Below are 24206 nucleotides of genomic sequence, written 5' to 3' on the forward strand. Positions count from 1 at the left end.
GGGGTGGTGTCACGTCGGTGCGGCGGGCGGGGTCGGGTGGAGGAGCGGGGACGGCGCGGGCCGGCCCCGCGACCACCGAGGAGAGGGAGGCCGATCCCCATGTCCGCACCCACCGGCCGCTCCGGGGCGGCGGCACGCCGGTTCGTCACCGCCGTCGTCGCCGTCACCGCACTGCAGACGCTCGCGTTCGGCGGGTGGATGCTGGTGTCGCCGCCGTCGTTCGCCGCGTTCGCGGGGTTCCCGCCGCACACGCACTTCCTGCACGACCTGGGCGCCTACCACATCGGCATCGGCGTGGCGCTGGTGATGGCCCTCGTGCTGCGGGACGCGCTGATCGCGGTGCTCGCCGGGTTCGCCGCGGGCGGCTCCGTCCACGCCGTCAACCACGCGGTCGACGCGCACCTCGGCGGGTCGCCGAGCGACCCCTACGTCCTGGGCGGGCAGGCCGCCCTGGCACTGCTCGCCCTCGCGGTGCGGGTCCGCCAGGTGCGCCGCCGCGAGGCGGCCCGCTCTCGGGGGGCGGAATAGGCGGGCCCGTCCGCCGGGACAGCGGACGGGCCCGCGGCGCTCTCACCCTAGCGCCGGGAAGGAGGGGCGCCCCGCACGGCGCCCCTCGGTGGATCAGTGGCAGACCGCGCCGTTGAGGCGGAACTCCTCGGGCGCGGTGTTCTCGCCGGTCCAGGTGCCGTTGAAGCCGATGTCGACCGAGGCGTCGGCGGCGAGCGTCCGGTTCCACGCCGGGCCGACCGCCGTCACGGTGGTGCCGCTCTGCGACCAGTCGGCGCTCCACCCGTGGGTGAGCCGCTGCCCCGCCGGGAAGTCGAACTCCAGCGCCCAGTCCTCGACGGGCGCGTCCCCGGTGTTGGTCACGCGCACCGCCGCCGTGAATCCGCCCCGCCAGTCGTGGGTCGTGTAGGCGACCTGGCACGAGGCCTCCGCCCCGTCCTCCGCCGTGGTGAACACGACGGTCTCACTGGGCTCCGAGGTGTTCCCCGCCCTGTCCCGGGCCACCACGTGGTGGGTGTACTCGGTCCCCGGCTCCAGTCCGGTCAGGGTCGTGGCGGTCCCGTCGGTCGTCCCGATGATCTCGGTGCCGTCCGCGGTGTGCCGGACGACGTCGTACTCCGCGACCCCGCTGCCGCCCTGGTCGTCCGCCGCCGCCCAGGTCAGCGTCGCCTCGGTGGCGGTGACGCCCGACGCCACCGGGGTGCCCGGCACGCTCGGCGCGATGGTGTCCTCACCCGGATCCTCCACACCGACCTGGTCCGCGGTGAACGAGGCCACCCAGGCGAGCGGGGCGTTCCAGTTGATCGTCAGCTCGTTGGTGGCCCAGGACCCGATGTCGTCGATGTAGCAGAACTGCGGGGCGCAGCCCTGGAGGTTGTCGAGGGCGACCGGGTCCCAGGTGGCGGTGTCGGAGTTGGGCCCGCCCGACAGGGTGCCCGCCGGCGGGTTGGGCAGGTCGGGGTCGAGCTGGTGGGCGTACCAGCGGCTGTGCTGGTTCTCCGCGGCGTTCTCGCCGTACCCGGTCACATAGGACTGGTTCAGCGCGTTGCGGCCGAGGATGTAGTCGAGCCCCTCCAGCACGCCGTCGCGGTACCGTTCGTCGCCCGTCAGGTCGAACGCGGTGCCGATGACGACCATGTTGTTCAGGACCTGGCTGTTGGAGCCCCACACGAACGTGCCGTCCTCGGGGGCGTACGGCAGGCCGTAGGGGTGCTCCTCCAGCGCGGCGAGGTAGCCGTCGGCGCCGTCGGCGACCGACTCCCGCACGCGGTCGCGGTCGGGCAGCCCGCTGGGGACGACCGCGAGGTCCAGCCGGGCGAGGGCGGCGACCGCCCCCCAGCTGATGCCGCCGGGGGTGAACACGTCCCCGGTGTGGTGCGGCGAGTCCGTCACGGCGTCGAGGTGCTCCTGGGCGCCGGTGGTCAGGTAGAGCTCGGCGGCGGCCCAGTAGAACTCGTCGCTGACGTCGTCGTCGTTGTAGGGCCCGCCGCCGACCCCGCCGGCCGGGGCCAGGATGTCCGGGTGGGCCTGCGCCGCGTCCCACGCGGTCTCGGCGGCGGCCAGGCACTCGGCCGAGAAGTCGGCGTCGTAGGGCGCGAACACGCGGGCGCACTGGGCGCCGGTGGCCGCCAGGTTGAGGGTGGCCGCGGTCGACGGCGGCTGCAGGTAGCGGGGCTGCGGGTCGTCGGCCGGCATCAGCGGCAGGCCGGTCCACTCCGCGTCGTGGATCTTGTGGTGGGCCATGCCGGCGAGGTCCTCGCCCTCCGGCACCTGCATGCTGAGCAGGAACTCCATCTCCCAGCGGGCCTCGTCCAGCACGTCGGGCACCCCGTTGTCGTGCTCGGGGAGCCGGAGCGTGTTGTCGGCCAGCGCCTCGGGTGACGCGGTCTCGGCGGTCGCGGTGCGCTCGAACACGCTCATGACCTGGGCCGCCGAGATGCCCCCGTTGACGACGTACTTGCCGTGGTCGCCGGCGTCGTACCAGCCGCCCGACACGTCCAACTCGTAGTCGCACCCGGAGTCCGGGGCGCACGGCACGCTGGTGTCGCCCTGGTTCGGGGCGACGCCGACGTGCCCCGCCTCGCGGCCGTAGCCGGGGGCGATGGCGTCGTCGATCGCGATGCCGCTGCGCTGCGGGTAGTACATCGACAGCGAGTCGACGCGCAGTTCCTCGTAGGCGTCGCCCGACACGTCGAACGGGTGGCTGGTCTCGCCGTCGGCGGTCAGCGTGTAGCCGGTGCCGGGGGTGGTGAAGCCGCCGAAGTCGATCGTGTGCACGTTCTGCCCGGAGGTGGCGTCGACGCCCTCGGGGGTGGTCTCACCTTCGGCGACGACCGCGCCCTCGGCGTCGTTCAGCGTCCACGGCAGCGCGGCGGCGGCGTCGGTGACCACGGTCGCGTTCTTGGGGCCGTCGGGGAGGTAGCCGACCTGGTTGACGCGCACGCGCGGGCCGGTGTCGGGCTCGTACACAGGCGGTTCGGCGCCGCCCACGAGCGACACGTCGTCCACGCAGAACGTCCAGGCCGTCTCGTTGCCGCCGAGCTGGAACGCGAACTGGGCGTCGTCCATGGTGGTGTCGGCGGTGAAGGTGAAGGCGAACTCCTGCGCATCCGGGCCGACCAGCGGCCGCTCGTCGAGCTGGGTGGTGAAGGGCGCGACCGGTTCCTGCACGAGGGTGCGGACCGGCACCTCCTCGCTGGCGGTGGCGGTGAAGGTCAGCTCGTAGGACTCCCCCTCGGTGAGGGGGATGCCGTCCTGGCCGACGATGGCCTCCCACGGGTCGGCGGTCCCGCCGGGCACCTCGGTGCACAGCCGGCCGTCGACCACCGCTGCGGGGGCGTTCTCGGTGTGCCACCAGCCGGTGGTTCCGTTGTCGAAGCCGCCGTTGGTGATCTGGTCCACCTCGTCGGCGGACGCGGGCGGGGCGGCCAGGAGGGAGAGGGCGAGCGCGGCGGCGGTCGCCGCCGCCCCGAGGGTGGTGGGCCGGGGGGATGGTGGTCGCATAGGTACCTCAGCGCGAGAGGGGGAGGCCGGGGGAAGGCCCGTCGCCGGGCGGCGGAACTCTATGGGAGCGCTCCCAATATGAAGTTATGTGCCGAATCGTGACAGTGGGCGACAGGAGTGTCAATGCGCCGTCGCCGTCCGGCCGTGCCGCGCGGCCCCGCGCGCCCGATCCGCGACCCCGAGGAACCGGCGGCTGATTTCGGGTTTTCGCCACCGAGGGCGGTCCATATAACGGAACGGTAAAAGTGTGTCCGGGGTCACCCCGGCCGCCTTCCCCGCTCCCGCCCGAACGCGTCCCCCGGCGCTGCCATAATCGCCGCCATGCCGCGCCTACCCCTCACCGCGCCCCCGTCCCCGACCCTCTACACCGACTGGGTGCGGACGAACGACCCCGGCCGCACGGCCGACGCCCGCAGCATCGCCGACGACCTCGCCGCGGCGGCCCCCCGCGCGCTCGCCAAGCCCGGCCGCCTCCTGGACGACCTCGCCCGCCGCGCCCGCTCCCTGCCGCCCGCCCACCGGCCGCCGTTCTGGGACACCGCGGGGTACCACCTCCTCCGGTACTCCCGCCGGCACGCCGCCCTCGCCTACGGCCACGCGCGCGCCGCCGAGACCGAGAACGGCCTGGCCGCCGACCCCGGACACCGCATCGGCGTCGCGCTGCTGTTCGCCCGCTCGGGGGCGCTCGCCGCCAAGGAGATCCGCGCCCACCAGCGGTGGCTCGCCGCCACCTACACCCCGGAGGCGGCGCACGCGGAGTTCGTCCGCTTCCTCGGCGCGTGGGCCGAGGGCGGCGCCGCGCCGTCGGCCGACCTGCACACCCGCGTCCGCGCGTCGGCGCAGGCGGCGGGGCTCGGCGTCGACGAGGACGCCCGCCTGCTCGGCGGCGCCCTCACCGCCGCCGCCGGCACCGCCGTCCCCACCGCGCTGCTCGACGGCGCCGCCCGCGTCTTCGCCCAGGCACCCCCGGATGAGGAGGTGCGCGCCGCACTCGCCGACCTCTTCCCCACCGGGGACACGGCGGCGGGCGCGTGGCTGCGGCTGCTGGCGGCCGCCGGCACCCTCGACGCGCTCGCCGCCGGCACCGTCACCCCCAAGGAGGGGCCGGCCGGGTGGCTCGGCGGGTTCCCCTACCACTACGCCTTCGCCAAGGTCGCCCTCGGCGGCATCAGCGCCCGGCCCATGCCCGAGGAGCTGTACGCGTTCCTGCCGCGCATCGCCGGGCGGCTGCGCACGGCCGGAGAACCCGTGCGCCTGTACGAGTCGCACTACCGCACCGCGCTCTTCGACGCCGACCTGGTCGACGCCTGCCTGGCGCACGGCATCCCCGTCGCCGACCCCGGGCCGCAGGTCCGGCTGCACCTCTGGGGCGACGCGTCGCGGCGCGACCTGCGCGCGCTGGCCGCCGACCCGGTCTTCGGCCGCCGCCTGGAGGGCACCGTCCACGCCACGGTCGAACGGGGGACCGCCATCACCCGGCTGCCCCGCAACCCCGGCATCGAGGCGAGCGTGCACGAGCGCATCACCCGGCTGCTCGACGCCGCCGCCGAGGGCGGCGTGTCGCAGGCGTCCCGCGCCGCGGCCGCCCTCGACGACCTCCTCGACCGGTCCACCGTCGCCGCGCTCGACGGCATCGGGGAGGCCCTGGCCGGCCTCGACTTCGCCGCCCCGCTGGCGCGCACCCTGCGCGCCGGCATCCCCGATGAGCTGGTCTGGCCCGCGATGGAGTCCGCGCTGGCCGACCTCGCCGCGGCCGAGGGCCGACCGGTGGAGGAGGCGGTCGTCGGGGTCACCTGCACCTGGCCGGTGCTCACGCTCTACGGGCGCACCCGGGCGGTCGCCGTCGACCACACCGGTCGGCGCGGTGAGGCCGCGTTCACCCTGCCCGCCGACGCCCGTCGGCACACCGTGCACTACGCGGGCGGCGACCTCCTCGTCGCGTGGACCGCCCGGGACGCCCCCTACGCCCCCTCGGACCACGCGTTCTGGGCCACCGACCCGGCCATCGTGTTCCGTCCGGAGCACACCGGCGGCCTCGCCGCCTATCGCGACGCCCTGAACGGGGCGCTGGGCTACCAGTTCGCCACCGCCGACGGCCGCCACGACGGCGAGCGCGTGCTCCGCCCCGGAGACCGGTCGGGGATCGGCGACTTCGAGCGGCAGATGTCCGACGGCCACGCGGTGTGGAGCGCCGAGGCGACGTCCCGGGAGCCGCAGGGCGGGTGGGCCCGGCTCGACCCCGCCACCGGGGCGCGGGCGGCACCCTCGCTGCCGGCGTTCTTCGCAGCGGGTCCGCCCGAAGGCCTGGAGTGGGACTTCAGGCTCCTCAGCCTGGCCCCGCTGCCCGACGGGGTCGTCTCGCCGCTCGGCAGCGCCGGGCGGCTGAGCGGGTTCCGCGTCGCCCACCCGGCCGGCACCGGCCGGGGCGCCGCGCGGCGCTGGGTGGTCGAGGGGGCCGACGGCCGCCGCGCCGACCTCGCCCGCGCCCCCGGCATGGGCGGGGTGTGGGGCATCGTGCGCCTGCCCGAGGGCGGCGCCGACATCGCCGTCACCCACGGCTCCGACCACAGGGCCGGGGTGGTGCAGGGGTACGCGACCGACGACGTCCGCCTGCTGTGGGAGGCGCGCTATTTCCCCAGTCCGCGCGACCACTTCCGGTACGGACCGGAGCGGGGGTCGCTGATGCCGCCGCCCGCGTTCTGGCACTTCCTCGTCCCGCGCCATCCCGCCTCCTCGCGCGCGCTCCGCGCCGTCGACCGCGCCCAGGCCGCCGGGCTGGTCGCGTCCGCGTCCGCCGCCGCCGACTCCGGCGGCGGCCGGGCGGAGGTGCGCGCGGCGGTCGCCCGGCTGCTGCCCGCCGTCACCGACCCCCGGGTGGCCGACGGGGTGGCGCTGGCCGCCGAGCGGGCGGCCGATGGGCTGCGCCACCGCGAACGCCTGTCCCACCGGGTCGACCTCGTCCGGTCCGGCGCGCTCGCCGACCCGCCCGCCGACGTGCCCGAGAGGACCCTCGCCGACGCCCTGTGCGGACTGGTCGACGACCCCCGCCCCCGGGGCAGCGACATGTCCCCGCACCCCGCCACCCTGACCGCGCTCGCCGCCGCGGGAGCCTTCCTGCGCGGCGAAATCGACGACGACACCCGTCTGCTCAGCGCGCCGGCGCCGTTCCTCGACTGGACCGCCCTCCTCGGTGCGATCGACGCGGCCGCCTGGCGTGCGGTGGCCGGACCCACCGGCGACGACGAACGGGCCGCGCTCAGCGGGCTGCTGCGCACCTGGGCGGCGCATCCCGTCGCCGCCCCCGGCAGCTGGCGGCTGGGCACCGCGCCCGCCGCCGCCCTCGCGCCGCTGTGCGCGGCCGGGCGGGCCGTCGCCGCGGTCGGCCGCGCCCCGCGCCGCCCCAAGCACCCCACCCCCTTCCTCCAGCGGGCCGCCGACCCCGTGCCGGACGGTGCGGACGGGGTCCGCACCGTCACGGTCGGCCGCGACGACGCCGCGCGCATCCGCCGCCTCCTCGGCCTCCTCGCCGAGCGCGGCCCGCTGCCCCTGGACGAGGAGGCCGTCGCGGCGTTCGCCCGGCGCGCCGGGGTGCGCCGGGCGGTGGCCGCCCTGGCCGTCGCCGGGCTGCCGCGCCGCGCCGAGGTCGGCAGCGACACCACCGCCCGGTACGAGGCCCACCAGCGGATGCTGCGCTCCGCGCCCTACCGGGCCTCCAAGGACGTCGCCCGGGATGCCGAGAGGCTGTCCTCGCGGCTGGGCGCCGCGGGTCGCCGGGAGGTGTGCGCCGCGGCGGTCCCTGACGACCCGGCGGAGCTGTGGGCGCCCGGCGGCACGGTCGCGGCGGCGGAGCGCATGGCGGACGCGTGGGTGCGGCTGCTCGGCTCCGGTTCGACGGTGGACGAGGCCACGGCGGAGGCGCTGGAGGCCGCATTCGGGTTGGCCGACGAAGCGGGGCTGCTGGCCGACCCCGCGGCATCGGGGGCGCCTGAGGCGGACCTGCGCGCCGTCCTCACCTCCTCCCGGTGGGGCACGCTGAACCTGCACTACGCGGGCGAGGACGGCGAGCCGGGCCGCGCCGTCTACGCCTCGCCGTACCGCCGCCACGGGGCGCTGGTGGCGTGGGCGCTCACCGAGCGGCCGGTCGGCGACCCCGCGCTGGCGGGGGTCCCCGCGCTATACGACCGCCTCCGCGCCCGGCTGGACGCGCCCGATCTGCTCATCCCCCTGGGCCTGTGCGTCCTCACGGGCGGCGACGGCGACCGCGCCCGCGCCTTCGGTCCGGGCACGTTCCCCGTCCGGCCGAACGACGACCCGGCCGGCGGGGCGGTGGAGAAGCCGGTGGCCTACGATGACGGGCTGCTGGTGGTCGGCGCGCACGCCGCGGTGCAGCGGCCGTTCCTGCGGCCCTCCGGGCTCGCCGCCCCCGGCGCGCTCGACCGGGTGAAGCGCGTCTGCGCGGAGAACGGGTTCGAGCGCCTGGCGGCCGAGGTGCGCCGCGCCGCGGTGTACTACGACGGCGGCCTGGCCCGCATGGTGCGGCGTGCCGCCGACACCCCCGTCCCGGTCGGCGGGTACGAGGCCGACCCGTCCCTCAGCGTCCCCGCCCTGGTGGCCGAGGCGGCCGGCGCCCTCGGGGTCGACGCCGACGCGGCGGCGCTCTACCTCCAGCTGCTCACCCTCGCGCGGCCCACCGACCGCGCCGTCCGCACCTGGAACGGGTGGACGGCGAAGCGCCATAAGGCCGCGCAGGAGCGGCTGGTCGCGGTCGGCGCAGTGGTCCAGGAGCGGCGGCCGCGGGCGGGGCGGACGGCCTTCATCCCCGGCGGGTGGACCGAGCTGCGCGCGCCGGAGCTGCCCCTGGAGACCGCCAAACTCGCCGCCCACCTGGCGGAGGAGAACGACAAGAAGGAACTCGTGGGCCCGTTCGACCGCCTCCTCGCCCCGGCCCCCCTCCACGAGATGTTCGCCACCGCCTGGGCCACCCGCTGAGGCGGGGCCTCCCGCCCCCGAGCGGGAGGCCCCGCCCGAGGTCGAGGCTGCGCCGGTAGGCGGCGACGGTGATCGGTCATGTGGGATCGATGTCGTCGGCGGCCGAGGGCGAGTGTTGTGCCGGACGTCGCCGCCGCCGTCGGCCGAACTCACGTGGCGTGGTGTGGCGTGGCGGTTGCCGACGGGTGACGCGGGTCGTCGACGGCGTGCGGACGCGGTCGTCGAGTCGACGCTAGCGGAATCGTGGTGGGATCGGCCGCGTGAGATGGGTTCCGTCGGATGACAGGGGTCGCGTATTCCGCATTGATCGCCGACGGTCGGTCTATGTGGTGAGAAGTGGTGTGGCGGTTGTCGGCGTTGGTCCGCGGGTGGTTGTGCCGTCCCGGGCTGACCCGGGAAAAGTCGCTGCCTGCGGGGCGCAGGTGAGGCCCGTCGTGGGAGCGGTGCCACCGTCGGTGACTGCCGGGCGGCACGTCGCCCGTCGGTCGGCGCGGCCTGACCCGAGGCGGTTCCGGTCGGTCCGGGGCCGCAGCCCCGCTGCCGCCGGACCTGCGGACGGGCCCCGGCCCAGCCGGGGAGCCGCCGACCCGGACCGCAGGGCGTGGCCGCGCGGGGCCGGAGCCGTCGGCCGGACCCAGCGGGCGCTGCGCGGCAGCGGACACCGGTGCCGGGATAGACGGCGGAGCGGGGCATGGACGCCTCCGGGCCCTTGCCGCACGGTCGCGATTCGCGGTACGAATGGCGCGTCGCGGCCCGGTGGAGCCCCGTGGGCGCCGCCCGCGCCGCGCCCCAGCACCACCGTCGTCGCCCGCGCCGCCCCGGCGCGGGCGCGTCCGAGCGGAAGAGGCCATGGAAACCCGACGCGCCGACCCCATCTCCGCGCGGCCCGCCCGAGCGGTCCCCCGCCCCGAAGCGGAACCCGTCCTGCTCGGCTGCCACCCCGGTGCCGGCACCAGCACCCTGCGGGTCCTCCTCGACGCGCCGTGGGACCTCGGCGCCGTCCGGCCCGACCAGGTGCGCGTCGCGACGTTCGGCCGACCGCTCGTGCTCGTCACCCGTGACGACGCCATCGAGCACGCGGTGGAGGTCACCCAGCGGATCACGGGCGGCGGCACCCCGGTGGCCGCCCTGGTGGTCGTGGCGTCCGGGGGAGCGGAATCGCCGGGCGCGGCGGCGCAACTGGCCGCGCTGGCGGACCGGGTCGGCCGGGTGGTCCGCTTCCCGACCGTCTCCCGCCTGCAGCGGACCCCCCTGGACGAGGCCGCCGGGGTCCGCCTGCCGAAGCGCGCCCGCACCGCCCTCGACGACATCCGCGCCGCCTGCGCCACGCCCACCGCCGCCCGCGCCGTCGCCCTGAGCGCCGAAGGGGTCTTCCACCCCGGTCCGCGACCGTAGGAGAACGGCCACCCGACCCGGGGACGCCGATCGGCCGGAAGCACCGACTGCGGCGCCGACGCGGGGACGCGCCTGCGAAGGCGCCCGGAGGCGTGGGGCGGCGCTCCGAATATCCGGGGTTTCCGGCCTGCGGCCGCCGATGCCCGGCACCCGGCGGCGGTGCCGACGTGGGGATATACCCGCAGAGGTCTGCGGTGGCACACGGCGCTCCGATGGGCCATAAGGCCGATCTCCCGGCCCGTGCAGGTGCCCGACGCCCGGGGACGGTGCCGATACGCGCGGGGCGCGCCTGCGGCGGCGTGCAGTGGCGCACGGCGGCGCTTCGAAGGTCCGATGGGCCGAAGGGCCGGGAGTCCGGCCCGGGTCCGATGCCGGGGGCGGCGCCGCGTCGATTCGCTGCGGCCGCGCCCGGGCGCATCGGGCGTCGCGGCGATCCCGGCCGGGCGGGCACGCGGTCGGCGGTGGTCACGGCCGCCGCCGACCCCCGGCACACGAACGGCGTCGCGTGCCGGGGGCGGTGCCCGTCGGTCAGTCGCCCTCCCCGGTCCGGTCGGTGCAGACGCGCTCGGAGGGTGCGGCCGCGTCGAGCGACTCCACCGCGACGACGCGGAAGCAGTACTCGACCTCCGGGTTGAGGCCGGTGATCTCGACCTCGGTCTCCCCGGCCGGAACGTCGGCCATGCTGGCCTCCTCGGCGTCGACCGGGCCGCCCACGATGTAGTGCGGGACGTCACCGCCCGTGTTGTCGGTCCACGTCAGGGCGACGCTGATGGTGCCGTCACGCAGCTCCACCCCGGTCGGGGCGATCTCCTGGGCGGCCTCCGACTCGCCGCCCTGCGCGTCCCCCGTCACCGCGTCCTCGGCGGCCTCCTCGCCCCGGCCGTCCTCCTCGGCGGTGGCGGCGGGCGCGCCGCCACCCGGCCGCTCGGGACCGCCGTCGGAGAGCAGCGCCGTGCCCCACAGGCCGAGCCCGCCGCCGACGACGGCGAACGCGATGGCCCCGGACAGCAGCATGACGTTCCTCCGCCGCCCCTGGGAGCGTGCGGGCTCGGGGGTCGACGGCGTCGGGACGGCGATGCGGCCGGGCGGTGGCGTCCACGGGGCTCCGGCGGCCACGGGAGCGGGGCCGTCCGTCCCGGCGGGCGGCCAGGACATCCCGCCGTTCAGCGCGGGGCCGTCCGTGCCACCCGGTGCCCCCTGGTCGGCGGCGGCACCGGCGTCGGAGGCGGCGTAGGCGGTCGGGTCCGGCCAGTCCGGGATCAAGGGGGGCGGCACCGGCGGCAGTGGACCGGAGGGGCCCGTCGCGCCGTGCGACGCCCACTCGCCGCCCGGGGCGTGCGGCGGGAGGGGGTGCCCGTCGCCGGGGCCGTGCGGAGCGGAGGTCCCCGCGCCGACGGGGACGTACGGGGCGCCGTGCCCGCCGGCGGTGTGGTGCGCGGCGGAGGCGTGACCACCGGTGTTCGGGCCGGTGGACGAGGGGCGCGGGCCGGTGCCCGTGGCCGGCGGCCACGGGGACGCCCCGGCCGCCCCGGGGACGCCGGGGGCGGATGCCGAGGACGGGTGCGGACCTGTTCCACCGTCCGGGCGTCGAGGCGCGGGGTGCCCCGGCGGGTCCGGGGCGGCCGCCGCCGTACCGGGGGCGCCGCTGTCCGGCGCGGACCGGTCGGTCGGGTGACCGGCCGAGGTCGGCCGTCCTGTGGCGGGTGGGGTTCCGGGGCCCGAGGGGTGCTCGGAGGTGGCGTTGTCGTCGCCGTTCATCCCCGCACCCGGTGCGGTGGCGGAGGAGGGCTCGGCGGGGGCGGGGTCCGCCCCGGCGACCCCGCTCGCGGGTGTGGCCGCCGATCCGTCGAAGGAAACGGTGTCCTCATCCGGTGCCGGGCCGGCGGCGCCGGTGTCCTCGGTGGAGGGCGCGTCGGCCGTCCGGGGGAGGCGGTTGGTGGGAACCGAGGGGTCGCCGTCGTCGTCCGCTCCCGTGGCTCCCGTGGCTCCCGTGGCTCCCGTGGCTCCCGTGGCTCCCGTGGCTCCCGTGGCTCCCGTGGCGGGGAAATCCGCGCCGTCGGGAGCTGCGGTCCCGACCGACGTGCTCCGTGCCGGGGCGGTGTCGGCGGACGGGGCGGTGGGGGCGGTGGCGCCTTCGCGCGGCTCCGCGTTCGGTACGGGCGGACCGTCGGCCTCGCCAGAGGATACGCCCGTGCTCGCGGGGGCGACCGGAGTCGCCGAGCCCGGCCGGGTCAGGCGGGTGGTGGGGACGGACGGGTCGTCCGGGTCGTCGTCTCCGGTGGCCCCGGCGGAAGTGCCGGGGTCGCTCTCGGGGGTGCCGTCGCCGCTCGCGGCTCGGTTGGGAAGCGCCGGGTCGGCGGGAGTCCGGCCGAGGACGGTGGTGTCCTCCTGCGCGGCGGGCGCGGTGGCGTCGGTCTCGCCGTTCGCGGAGTGGGCGGTGTCCGTCGGCCGGGTGAGGCGGGTGGTGGGGACGGAGGGATCGTCCGGGTCGTCTGCTGCCTCGTCGGGGGAGGCTGCCGGGTCGTCTTCGGGGGTGGGGTCTGTTCTGTGGGAGGCGGCCGGTTCGCCGGGGGTCCCGGTCGAAGCGGTCGGGTGGTCGAGAGCGGTGGTGTCGGTCGCGCTGTCTGCGGAGCGGCCCGTGTCCGTCGGCCGGGTGAGGCGGGTGGTGGGGACGGAGGGGTCGTCCGGGTCGTCCGCGTCGCCGCCTCCGCTGGCCCCGCTGGAGGTGGCGGGGTCGCTCTCGGGGGTGCCGTCGCCCGCTGCTCGGCGGGGAAGGGCCGAGTCGGTGGTGTCCCTCTGCGCGGCGGGCGCGGCGGGCGCGGTGGCGTCGGTCGCGCTGTCTCCAGAGCAGCCCGTGTCCGTCGATCGGGTCAGTCGGGTGGTGGCGACGGACGGGTCGCCTTCATCGTCCGTTTCCACCGGAGCGGTGCCGGGCGAACGGGACTCCGCAGAACCGGTGTCCGACGTGCCATCGGCCGGCGCGCGGCCCTCATCGGACAAACCCCGTCCGTCCGCCGTCGCGCCGACGCCTGTGGCCGGACCGGTGACCGGGACGTCGGGAGGGGAGGCGGTGTCCGTGGGGCGATCCGGCGCAGAGGGCGTGTCCGCCCTGCGGCCGCGATCGGTGGGGGAGACGCCGTCGGTCCGTCCCCAGGCGTCCGTGATGGCGCCGCGCGGGCGGTCGGGGGACGAGGACGGGCGCGCCTCGGCAGCGGAGGGCCGTTCGCCCTGGGCGTCTCGGCCCGTCGACGGCCGCTCTCTCCCGGTGCGGGAGGCGGCGGTCCGCTGCGGCAGGTCCCCCGAGTGGGCCGGGGGTGCGCTGTCCGACGCGTCCCCGGTGGAGGGCGAGGGGGCTTCACTCGCGGTCGGCCGGGTGCGTCTCGGCAGCGGGGTGCCGCCGGTCGGCGCTCGGCCGTTGAGGGACACGGGCATGGTGGTCGCCTCGGCCACCTCGTCCCCGGGCGCAGTCGCGCGCCCGTTGCCGTTGCCGATGCTGTCGTCGCCGCCGTCCCGCGTGTGTGCGTCGGTGGTCGACGCGGGGTCGCCGGCTGTGGTGGAGGCGCGCTCCGCGCCGGTCGCCTCGCGTGCCGGGCCCGGCGAGTCCGCGCCGTGTGCGGCGGGGCCGTCGGATGCCGTGCGGGACGGGCCCGTGCCGGGAGCGGCCGGGCCGGACGACCTGGTCGCGCGGGAACCGGTGCTGGGCGGGGTCGGGATGGCCGGGGGCCAACCGCCGGGCGGTGGCGGGATCGGAGGCTCGCCACCGGGCGGCGGCGGGATCGAGGGCCGACCGCTCGACGGGTACGGGCCGGAGGCGCGTCCGCCGGGCGACCGCGAGAACGTGGATTCGCCGCCGGGTGGCGGTGGGATCGCCGGTTCGCCGCCGGGCGGTGGCGGGATGGAGGGTGCTCCGCCGGTCGGCTCGGGGGATCGGGGCTGTCCGCCGGTCGAGTGCGGGCCGGTGGAGTATCCGCCGGTCCCCTGTGGGCCCGTGGTCGGTCCGCTGGCCATGGGCGCGGCGGAGGGGCGGCCGCTCGACGGGTAGGGGCCGGTGGCGTGTCCGTCGGTCGCCGGGGGGATGGCGGGTTCGCCGCGGGGCGGAGGCGGGATGGAAGGTTCGCCGACGGTCGGCTGGGGGAATCGGGGCTGTCCGCCGGTCGGGTGCGGGCCGGTGGTCTGCTCACCGGGTGCCGGTGGAGGCGCGGGTTCGTCGGTGGGGGGGAGCGGGATCGACGGGTGGTCGTCCTCGGTGGCGGGGGATTGGGTGGCGGGGGATTGGGTGGCGGCGGGTTGGCTGGCGGGGGGTTCGGTGGCGGTCGCCGCCGCTATGGCCTCGGCGAAGGCGGCCGCGTCGGCGGGGCGGCGTGCCGGGTCCGGGTCGAGGGAGGCGCGGAGCAGGTCGGCCAGCCACGCGGGCACGTCCGGACGCGGCGGCTCCGCCAACCGCTCCCGGTAGGCGGCGGCGTCCCCCAGCGCCACGGCCCCGTCCGTGAACGGCGGTACCCCCGCGAGCAGCGTCCACACGGTCGCCGCCAGCCGGTGGACGTCCGACGCCGGCCCCGGCATGCCGCCCGCCGCCTCCTCCGGCGGGGCGGACGCGAGCGTCGCCCGCGTGTGGACCGCCGGCGGGAACGGGTGGCCCGTCGGCAGCGCCGACCCGAAGTCGATGAGCGCCGGTCCGAACCGGGCGCACAGCACGTTCTCCGGCGTCACGTCGTTGTGCACGTACCCGTGGTTGTGCACCGCCGCCAGCCCGCGGGCGACCGCCACCCCGACGGCGACGGCCTCCTCCACCGGCAGCGGGCCCCGGCGCGCCAGCACGGAGCCGTAGTCGCCCTGCGCGCAGTCCTCCATCACCACGTACGGCCGACCGGTCGCCGTGGTCCCCGACTGGAGCAGCGACAGCACGCCCTGGTTGGTCGACAGGGTCTCCCACAGCTCGGCCTCACCGCGGCGGCCGCGCGCCGTCGGCGTGTGCCACAGCTTGACCACGACGGTCACCCCGCTGGGCTCCCGTCCGGCGCGGAACAGGTCCGCGTCGGCACCGGAGTGCAGCAGAACGGGGGAGTTGGTCCCCGGGACCGGCCACCGGTCCGGCCGCTTCCGTTCGCCCGTCCGCGACATCATGCCTCCCGCATCGACTCGTTCGTTCCGGTGGTCGGACGCCCCGCCGCCGCGCGGGGGTCCGGCCCCGCGCCCGGGCGGACGCCCCCCGCGCTCACCGCCGCCGCCACAGCAGCGGGCGCGGGTCGAGCCACCACAGCACGCGGCGCGAGCGGGGCAGCTCCGCGCGCAGGGCGGCGGTGTAGGTCCGCACCTCGTCGGCCGCGGCGCGGGCGGTCCCGGCGTCGACGCGGGGCGCGCCGGACGCGGGCCCCATGAACGCCAGCGCGTTGAGGGCGGTGCCCAGCGCCCAGGTGCGCGGTCGGCCGTCGGCGGCCGGCAGCAGGGCGTCGGAGCGGGCGAGCACATCGGTCACCGTGTCGGACGGCCGCGGCGCGGCGCCCGCCATGCGCAGGCCGTCGCGCAGCTCCCACCACGCGCCGTGCAGCCGCCGCTCGGGTTCGCGCGCGGCCAGCCGGTACCGGCGGCGGACCACCCGGGCCGCGCCCGCCAGCAGGGCGGCGGCAACGGCGGCGGCCACGGCCCAGGCGACCGTCCGGCCGACCCGCGCCCACGCGTCGCCGACGTCGATCGGCCCGTTCGACGGGGAGAACAGCCCGTCCTCCTCGGCGGCGGTCCCGCCGGCGGCCTCACCCGGGTCGGCGCCGGCGCCCGTCTCGGACTCCGGCGTGGCCCCGTTCTCCTTGGGGTCGCCGGGCATGACGTCGAACGGGGCCCACCCGACGCCCTCCAGGTACACCTCGCCCCAGGCGACCGCGTCGCCGCTGCGGATGATGCGGTCGTCCCCGCCGTCCCCGACGGCGGTGCCCGGACCGAACCCGACGACGACCCGGCTGGGCAGCCCGGACGCGCGGGCCAGCAGCGCGAACGCGCTCGCGAACTGCTCCGACGTGCCGCCCCCGCCCTGCTCGCCGGGTTCCACCAGGAACTCGGCGAGGTTGGCGTAGCCGTGCCCGCCGGGCGACTCCGGGTCGAACCCGTAGTTCGAGCGCAGGTGCGCGGCGAGCCGGTTGGCCCGCTGGTAGGGGGTGCCGGTGCCGACCTCGGCCGCGATCCCGGCGATCTGCGGCGGCGCGTCGGCGGGCAGTTCGAGGTACTCGGCGAACTCCTCGCGGTCGGGCTCCTCCGCCGTGGTGAGCGTCTCCTCCTCAAACTGGGGGACGACGCCGGCCACCCGGTAGGCGGCGCCCTCGGCGGTGCCGGTGGCGATCCGCAGCCCGCCGGACGCCGGGTCGAACGCGGTGTGCGCGCCGGCGACCTGGCGCGCGATGCCCGGCGACGGCAGCCAGTGCCCGGGCAGGGCCTCGACCTCGACGTCGACCGTGCGCACGGGCCGGGCGGGCAGCGGGAACTCGGGGGGCGGGACGCTCTCGCCGACCGGGACGTAGCGGCCCCCGGCCTGCCAGGTGATCCCGTCGAAGTCGCTCAGCGTCACCCACCGCAGCTCCGTCGGCTCCTCCCCGGTGACGGTCATCAGCCGCTCCCCGGGCTCGGCCGACCAGGCGGCGAGGTAGCTGAGCGGACTGACCCCGTCGGTCGTCTCCTCGGGCGGGGTGACCTCGGCCCGCAGGTCGGCGGGGCGGAACGGGGAGGAGTACAGCGCGAGCGGGCCCAGGTAGACGGTGAGCGAGGCGACCAGCGCGAGCACGCCGCCCACGCTCAGCGCCCGCGTCAGCGCGCGCCGCCGCCCGCCGTCGGCCGCCACGACGGTCGCAGCCCCGCCGGGGTCGGCCCGCTGGTCGGCGGAGAGCGCGAGCACCACGACGGCGGCCAGCGCGAACACGGCCGCCGGCACGTAGGCGGGGCGCACCTCCGGCCCGTTGACGACCGCGGCGCCGACGAGCGCCAGCAGCGGGCCCAGCACCGCGGTCAGCGGCGCGCCGCCGCCCAGGGCCAGCGCCCCGGCCGCGCCCGCCAGCCACACGGCCAGCGCGGGCAGGGCGAGGGTGTCGGCGGCCACCGGTGTCGGCAGCGCCATGGTCAGGATGCGGGCCCCCGAGTGCGCCACCGCGTCGACCGTCCCCGGCCACAGGCCCTCCGCCCGCCCCGGGAACGCCGCGACGAGCGCCACCACCCCGGCGAACGCCACGGGCAGCCCCATGACCAGGGCCGACGCTGCCGACAGCCAGCGGTGCAGCAGGGCGGTGACGAGCACGCCCGCTGCGGCCCACCCGGTGAGGACGACCGCGACCAGGTCGGGTTCGGCGTAGGCGGGGGACACGGCCAGGCCGGGCGCTGCGGCGGCGGCGATCAGCGCCGCGAGGCCCAGGACGCGGTTCACGCCGACCACCGCTCGGTGTTCCAGCGCGCGGCCAGCTCGGTGGCGTCGCCGGCGTCGACCACGGTGATCCCGGGGACGGTGCCCACGGGCGCGCCGTAGCGGCGCAGCGCGACGAGCACCAGCCGCGAGTACCGGTCGGCCAGCCGGGCGAACAGCCGCGCCTCGGCGCCGGTGATCGACGCGCTGACCAGCACCAGGGTGTCGCCGAAGGGGCGGTTGCGCAGCCGCCACAGCTCGTCGGGCAGGGACGCGCCCTCGGTGGGCTCGGCCTCCGCGAGCAGGTCCAGCAGCGGGGTGAGGCCGCCGTCGGTGCTCTCCCGGCCGCGCCCGCTGATCAGCCGCAGCTCGCACGCCCACCGCCCCTGGAGGGCCGTCGCGACCACGGACGCGGCCGCGCTCGCGACCTCGTCGAGCGCCGCCAGGTCGTCGCCGGACGCGCCGGCGCGGTCGTCGGCGACGACGGTCAGCCGGGTGTGGGAGGTGTCGACGTGCTCGCGCACCATCAGCCGGTCGTGCCGGGCCGAGCTGCGCCAGTGGATGTGCCGGACGTCGTCGCCCGGGACGTACTCGCGCAGCGCGTGGAAGCTGACGCTGCCGGCGGCGCCGCCGTCGAACACGCCCTGCACGTCCCCGCTGCGGCCCACGGGCAGCGCGCGCAGCGGCTCCCAGCGGGGGTGGATCCACACCCGGTCGACCGCGCCCGACCCGCGCCGGGTGGCGGCCAGCCCCAGGGGGTCGCGGCGCCGGGACTCCAGCGGGCCCAGGTCGGCCACGCCGCGGCGCTCCGCCGGGAACCGGTAGGACAGCGGGGAGGTGTCGCCGGGACGGCGCGCGGGGAGTTCGACCAGCCGCTCCCCCGAGGGCTCGCGCACCCGGTCGGCGAGCAGGTGCGCGCCGCGCCCCCGCCCCTCCTCGGTGGTGCCCAACTCGACCTCCACCTCGTCACCGGGGCGCACGCGCGACACCGCGACCGTGCGCCAGACCGTCATCGGGCGGATGCGCCCCACCAGGACCACGGCCAGCAGCACCAGGGCGCACGCCACCCCGCCGAGGATCACCAGCTCGCGGTAGCCGAAGACGGCGCCGACCGCGAGGAGCGCGACCCCGCCCGCCAGCACCAGCCAGCCGCGCGCCGTGAGGCGGACCCGCCCCTCGGCCGCCGGCCGCGTCGCGTCGGGCACCTCACTCGTCCCCGTGCCGCACCGGGGCGGGCACCGGGACCCGGTCGAGGACGTCGCGCAGCACGTCGGCGGCGCCCCGGCCGCTGATCGCCGACCCGGGGGCGAGCACGAGCCGGTGCGCCCACGCGGGCACCGCCAGCTCCTTCACGTCGTCGGGGGTGGCGTAGGAGCGGCCCGAGGCGAGCACCAGCATGCGCAGCGCGCGCACCAGCGCGACCGTCGCGCGCGGGGACACGCCGACGTGGATCTCGTCGTGGCCGCGCGTGGCGTGCGCCAGGTCCAGGACGTAGCGGTACACGGCGTCGTCGATGAACACCCGCTTGGCGGCCGCGGCGATGGCGGCCAGCCGCTCGGAGTCGGCCACCACCTTCAGGTCCTCGGGCGCGGTGAGGCGGTCGCCGCGCATGATCGCGAGTTCGGCGTCGGCGCCGGGGTAGCCCAGCGAGAGCCGCATCAGGAACCGGTCGAGCTGCGCCTCGGGGAGCCGGTAGGTGCCGTCCATCTCGACGGGGTTCTGCGTGGCGACCACCAGGAACGGGCGGGGCACCGGGTAGCGGCGGCCGTCGACGGTGACCTGGCGCTCCTCCATGACCTCCAGGAGGGCGGCCTGCGTCTTGGGCGAGGCCCGGTTGATCTCGTCGGCGATGACGACGTTGCTGAACACCGGGCCCGGGTGGAACTGGAACTCGCGGGTCGCCTGGTTGAACACCGGCACGCCCGTGACGTCGGACGGCAGCAGGTCGGGGGTGAACTGGATGCGCCGCCACTCGCCGTCCGTGACCGCGGCGATGGCGCGCGCCAGCGTCGTCTTGCCGACGCCCGGCACGTCCTCCAGGAGGATGTGGCCCTCGCTGAGCAGGGCCACGAGCGCCATCCGGACGACGTCGCTCTTGCCGAGGACGGCCGACGCGATCTCGTCGGCGAGCCGGGTGAAGTGGGCGGCGTGGTCGGCGGCCTCGTCCATGCTCAGCGGAGCGGCGGGCGCGCCGGAGCCGGCGTGCGGAACCGAAGTGGTCACGGTCTCTTCTCGGTGTCGGGAGAACGGGGCTGAACGGCGTGTTCCCGCGCCCGGCGGAGGCCGGGCACGGGAACACGGGGCGGCCGGGGCCGCGGACTAGACGGCGGGCACCTCCGCCGCGGGGTCGGTGGTCCCGGGGTCGGGCGCGGGCGGCGGGTCCCCCACCACCGGGGGGACGACCGGGTCGGTGGGCGGTTCGACCGGGTCGGTTGGCGGCTCGACGGGGTCGGTGGGCGGTTCGACCGGGTCGGTGGGCGGCTCGACGGGGTCGGTGGGCGGGTCCACCGGGTCGGTGGGCGGTTCGACCGGGTCGGTCGGCGGCTCGACCGGGTCGGTCGGCGGGTCCACCGGGTCGGTCGGCGGCTCCTCCGTGCCCGGCTCCTCCGGCTGCTCCGGCTCCTCGGGCTCCTCCGGCTCCTCTTCCTCGTCCTCATCGGGCGGGAACACCGGGTCGAGCGGGTCGAGGATGCCGCCGGGGCCCTCCTCGTCCTCGTCGTCCTCCTGGTCCTCGTCCTCATCGTCGTCGTGACCGGGCGGGGTGGTGGGCAGCTCGGGGAGTTCCGGCAGCTCCGGCAGGTCCACGTCCGGCGGCGTCTCGGGGAGGGTCGGGCGGTCCTCGCCCGGGGGCTCCTCGATCTGCGGGGCCGGGTCGTCGTCCTCCTCGGACCGGTCGGGGCGGGCCTCCTCCTCGCGGGCGGCGGGACCGTCCTCCTCGGCCGGGAGGTCGTCGGGGGTGCTGGCGTCGGGCAGGTCGATCGGCTGCGGCACGTAGTCGTCGACGTCCGGGCCCTCGACGAACTCCTCGCCGCGGTCGTCCTGGTCCTCGCCGCCGCCCTCGCCTTCACCGTCCTCGGTGGGCTCGGGGTCGTACTTGCTGACCTCGCGCACACCGCCGTCGGCGTCGACGACCAGCGCGGACTCGGACTCGGGGGCGTTGATGAACAGGTGCTCCTCGCGGACCTCCAGCTCCAGGTCGCTCTCGCCGGCGTCCGGAACGCGGATGGTGCGCTCCTGGCCGCCGTCGACCGAGAACTCCCGGACCACGCCCTCCTCGGAGTAGGGGACGTAGACCTTGTCGGCGAAGGTCAGCGCGGTCTCGGGGCGGGTGCCGTGGACGGCGAACGCCGAGGTCTTGGGGGACCCGTCGGTGAGGCCGGTGACCGCGACGACCGACGCGGCGTCGGCGAGCGTGATGGCCGCCGCGCCGCCCACGGTCCGGGCGGGCACCTCGGCCCCGCTCAGGCTCACCGGGGAGGTGGCCTGCTCGGGGGAGCCGTCGCCCACGAGGCTGACCTCGTCGGTGCCGCGGTCGATCGCCAGCGCGCCGGAGTCGAGCACGGTCAGGGCGAGGTCGGCGCCGGGTTCGCCGACGGCGACGCTGTCGACGACCTCGGGCTGCTCCTCCCCGCTGCGGATGGCCACGACCGTGCCCTGGGAGGGTGCGGCGACCCAGAGGAGGCCGTCGCGGTCGAACTCGCCGCCGATCAGCGGCCCGGCCAGGCGGAGGGGCTCGCCGATGGGCTGGAGGGTGGAGGGGTCGACGCGGCGGATCTCGCCGCCCTCCTGGTCGATGATGACGGCGGCGTCGTCGCCGAGGACGAACCGGTGGTTCCCGCTGCCGCCGGTGGTGGTCTCGCCGGTGAAGTCGAGGTTGACCAGGTCGACCGAGGCGAGCGAACCGGTGGCCAGGTCGTGGACGACGAGGTGCTTGTCGTTCTGGGCGAGCCGGACCGGGTGGTCGGCCGACGCCTCGACCGACTGCACCAGGTCGACCTGCCCGCTGTGGGCGTTCACGCGGATGACCTCGCCGGTGACGCTGCTCCACAGCCAGGTGGTTCCGTCGGAGAGGTCGTCCCAGTGGCTGAACGCGCCGACGCCGAAGACCGCGGTGCCGACGAGCCCGGTGGCGAGGGCGGTCACGGCGCCGACCGCGGCGCCTTTTCCGAGACGGCCTCGATCCGCGTTGGACTGGTGAGGCAAGGTTCCCTGTCTCCTGTCGTTCCTCGAAGGGATGGAGAAAGCAGGCCGACGAGCGGCGGGCGGGGCCGCCGTGCCGGGGTATCGGGGAGCTCCCTGCCGGAGAACGCCGAGCGGGTGCATGGTCACGGCGGGGGTCCCGGGCGCGAAGATTCGCGATCCGCACTTTACCTGCAACCGTTCTCCCAATGAAGACGCTATTCCCCGTGAATCCCCACCGGCTACCCGAAACCCCCTGATCGCCCCCTATCCCGTCACCCCACCGTCACCGCCTGGTGGCGATCGGTCGGCTGGTGCGGGGCCGCGCGCGCCCCGATCGGGGGAATGGCGTCCGGTCGGAACGGTCGGCGGGCGGGTCGGAGAACGTTTCCGAACGCGATTCGAAAGTGTTTTGGATCGAACTGTACAGAACGTGTTAGAGTGCTCGGCATGGGACGGCCTCGGGGGTTCGATGAGGGGCGGGCGCTGGACGCCGCCATGCGGGTGTTCTGGGAGAACGGGTACGAGGCGACCTCGACCCAGGACCTGTGTGCGGCGACCGGGCTCGGGCGGAGCAGTATCTACAACACGTTCACCAGCAAGCACGAGCTGTTCGTGCGGGCGCTGGGGCACTACCTGGACACCATGAGCGCCGCGCAGGCCGCGGTGCTGGAGGACGCGGCGCGGCCCGCTGTGGAGCGCGTCCGGGCGCTGTTCGCGTCGGTGATCGACGGGGAGTACGCCCGGCCGGGGCGCGGCCGGAGTATCGGCTGCCTGTCGGTGAACACCACCGTGGAACTCGCCGGGCGCGACGCGCGGGTGGCCGAGGTCCTCGACCGCGACCTCGACCGCCGGCTCGACGGCCTCCGCGAGGTGCTGCGCGCCGGGCAGCGCGCGGGCGAGGTGACCACGGAGCGCGATGCCGACGGGCTCGCCCGGTTCCTCAACGCGGTGATCGGCGGCATGCGCGTCTCGGCTCAGGGCGGTGCCGGGCGCGACGCGCTGGAGGCGATCGCGGCGACGGCGGTCGACGCGCTGCTGCCCCCTGTCGGCGCCCGGCGGCGGGAGGCCTGACCACCGCGCCCCGGGCGGGGGTGTGACGCGCCTGATCGGGGCCGCTGAGCGACCGGGGTCGGCGTGGCCGGCCGGCGCAGAGGGGGCACGGGCGGCCTGGCCAGGCCTGCTGGCCGACCGGTGCAGAGGGGCAACGGGTGGCCTGGCCGAGCCTGCTGGGCGATCGGCGGTCGGTGTGGCCGGCCGCTTCGTCTGACGGCCATCCACGCGTACGGCCCGCCCTGGGCGGCGTGCGCCCTAGTTTTGGAATGAACGATACAAAAGGAGACCGCTGTGCCGCGTTCCGCGTACGTCCTGGCCATGGGCATCTTCGCCATGGTCACCAGCGAGTTCGTCGTCGCCGGCCTGATGCCGCAGATGGCGGCCGGGCTGGGGGCCACGATCCCGCAGATCGGCTACCTCATCACCGCCTTCGCGGCCGCCATGGCGCTCGGCGGTCCGCTGCTGACCGTCGCCCTGCTGCGCGTGCCGCCGAAGCGGGCGCTGCTCCTGCTGTTCGCCGTGTTCCTGGCGGGCAACGTGCTCGCCGCGACCGCCCCGGACTACGGGGTGATGCTGGCGGCCCGCGTGATCACGGGCGTCGCGTCGCAGGCGTTCTTCGGCGTGGCGGTCTCCCTGGCGACCCGGCTCGCCCGGCCCGACCTGCGCGGGCGCGCGGTCGCGGTGGTGCTGAACGGGCTGATGCTCGGCACGCTGCTCGGCATGCCGATGGCGACCGTCGTCGGCGGCGCGTGGGGCTGGCGGTCGGCGTTCTGGGTGATCGCGGCACTGGGGGTGGTCGCCGCCGCGGCGACCGCCGTCGGCGTCCCGGCCGCCGAAGGCACCGAGGGCGCCGGGGCGGGCGCGGGCGGCGGGCTCCGCGGCCAGGGCCGGGTGTTCACGTCGCCCCGGCTGTGGCTGACGCTGTCGACGAGCACGTTCGTCATCGGGGCGACGTTCTCCGCGTTCAGCTACGTCAACCCGATCCTCACCGAGGTCACCGGGTTCGCCGCCGGCACCGTGCCGCTGCTGCTCGTGGCCTACGGTGCGGCGACGGTCGCGGGCAACACCGTCGTCGGCCGGCTCGCCGACCGGTACGCGCTCCCGGTGCTGGTCGCCGGCCTGCTGCTCAACCTGGTGTTCCTCACCGGGTTCGCGCTGTTCGCCCACGTCCCCGTTCCGGCCGTGGCGTTCCTGCTGGGCATCGGCCTCGTCGGGGTCACCATGAACCCCGCGATGGTCACCCGGGTGCAGCGGGCCGGGGACACCGGGCCGCTGGTCAACACGGTCCACTCGTCGTTCATCACGCTGGGGGTCATCGTCGGGTCGTGGGCGGGCGGCCTGGCCATCGGCGCGTTCGGGCTGCGCGGACCGCTGTGGCTGGGCGCGGCCCTGGCGGTCGTCGGCCTGGCGACCCTGCTGCCCGACCTGGCGCGCCGGGCGACGCGCCCCGCGCGGTCCCCGGAGGCGTCGGGCAGCGCGGTGGCGACCGAGCAGGAAGCGGTCTGAACGGCCGTCGACCCTGGCCCTCGGCCCCCGGCGCTCGGAGATCCGGAAGCCCGCCCCGGCGGCCGCAGGCCTTCGCGGGCGCGGGGCCGACCGCCCGCGCCGGTCGCGGTAAGTGCCATGGCCGCGACCGGCAGGTCGGCGGCGGGCCGGGGCCCGCCGTTCCGCTCCGGCGTCCGCCCCCTCCGGGGGCGGG

At 77.0% G+C, this 24206-nt stretch carries 11 protein-coding genes; 5 read left to right on the plus strand and 6 right to left on the minus strand.

Going from position 1 to position 24206, the window contains the following annotated elements:
• The first annotated feature begins 99 nt into the window (after positions 1-99).
• Complete coding sequence (locus tag NT8_RS16715; protein ID WP_067970465.1) at positions 100-528, plus strand: hypothetical protein; 429 nt, start codon at positions 100-102, stop codon at positions 526-528.
• 93 nt (positions 529-621) lie between these two features.
• On the opposite strand, the gene NT8_RS16720 is transcribed toward NT8_RS16715, so the two are convergent.
• Complete coding sequence (locus NT8_RS16720; protein WP_067970466.1) at positions 622-3510, minus strand: glycoside hydrolase family 9 protein; 2889 nt, start codon at positions 3508-3510, stop codon at positions 622-624.
• Positions 3511-3831: 321 nt separating this feature from the next.
• Between NT8_RS16720 and NT8_RS16725 the strand changes: the two genes are divergently transcribed.
• Together NT8_RS16725 and NT8_RS16730 are read left to right on the plus strand one after the other, a co-directional pair.
• Positions 3832-8499, plus strand: coding sequence for a hypothetical protein (locus NT8_RS16725; RefSeq protein ID WP_067970468.1), 4668 nt, complete (start codon positions 3832-3834; stop codon positions 8497-8499).
• Positions 8500-9348: 849 nt separating this feature from the next.
• Entirely contained in the window at positions 9349-9894 is a 546-nt protein-coding gene (locus NT8_RS16730; RefSeq protein WP_084469020.1) for a hypothetical protein, read from the plus strand.
• Positions 9895-10422: 528 nt separating this feature from the next.
• On the opposite strand, the gene NT8_RS31295 is transcribed toward NT8_RS16730, so the two are convergent.
• The 5 genes from NT8_RS31295 to NT8_RS16755 all read right to left on the minus strand — a co-directional run bounded on the left by NT8_RS31295 (position 10423) and on the right by NT8_RS16755 (position 21415).
• The gene (locus NT8_RS31295) at positions 10423-15018 is read right to left on the minus strand and encodes a protein kinase domain-containing protein (RefSeq protein WP_067970470.1); all 4596 of its coding nucleotides are present in this window, start codon (positions 15016-15018) and stop codon (positions 10423-10425) included.
• 91 nt (positions 15019-15109) lie between these two features.
• Positions 15110-17296 (minus strand): transglutaminase domain-containing protein, encoded by a 2187-nt coding sequence (locus NT8_RS16740; RefSeq protein ID WP_157515863.1) that lies wholly within the window; start codon positions 17294-17296, stop codon positions 15110-15112.
• A complete protein-coding gene (locus tag NT8_RS16745; protein ID WP_084469021.1) occupies positions 17293-18477 on the minus strand; it encodes a DUF58 domain-containing protein in 1185 nt (394 codons plus the stop codon). Before NT8_RS16745 ends, NT8_RS16740 begins: the two co-directional genes overlap by 4 nt.
• A 1-nt stretch (position 18478) precedes the next feature.
• Complete coding sequence (locus tag NT8_RS16750; protein ID WP_067970474.1) at positions 18479-19441, minus strand: AAA family ATPase; 963 nt, start codon at positions 19439-19441, stop codon at positions 18479-18481.
• Positions 19442-19591: 150 nt separating this feature from the next.
• Positions 19592-21415 (minus strand): hypothetical protein, encoded by a 1824-nt coding sequence (locus tag NT8_RS16755; RefSeq protein ID WP_067970476.1) that lies wholly within the window; start codon positions 21413-21415, stop codon positions 19592-19594.
• A 486-nt stretch (positions 21416-21901) separates the two neighbouring features.
• Between NT8_RS16755 and NT8_RS16760 the strand changes: the two genes are divergently transcribed.
• Positions 21902-22525, plus strand: a complete 624-nt coding sequence (locus tag NT8_RS16760; protein ID WP_067970483.1) for a TetR/AcrR family transcriptional regulator — start codon at positions 21902-21904, stop codon at positions 22523-22525.
• Between the two features lie 273 nt (positions 22526-22798).
• A complete protein-coding gene (locus NT8_RS16765; protein ID WP_067970478.1) occupies positions 22799-24013 on the plus strand; it encodes an MFS transporter in 1215 nt (404 codons plus the stop codon).
• Positions 24014-24206: the final 193 nt, after the last annotated feature.

This window comes from Nocardiopsis trehalosi NBRC 14201 (assembly GCF_001552555.1).
GTDB lineage: Bacteria > Actinomycetota > Actinomycetes > Streptosporangiales > Streptosporangiaceae > Nocardiopsis_B > Nocardiopsis_B trehalosi.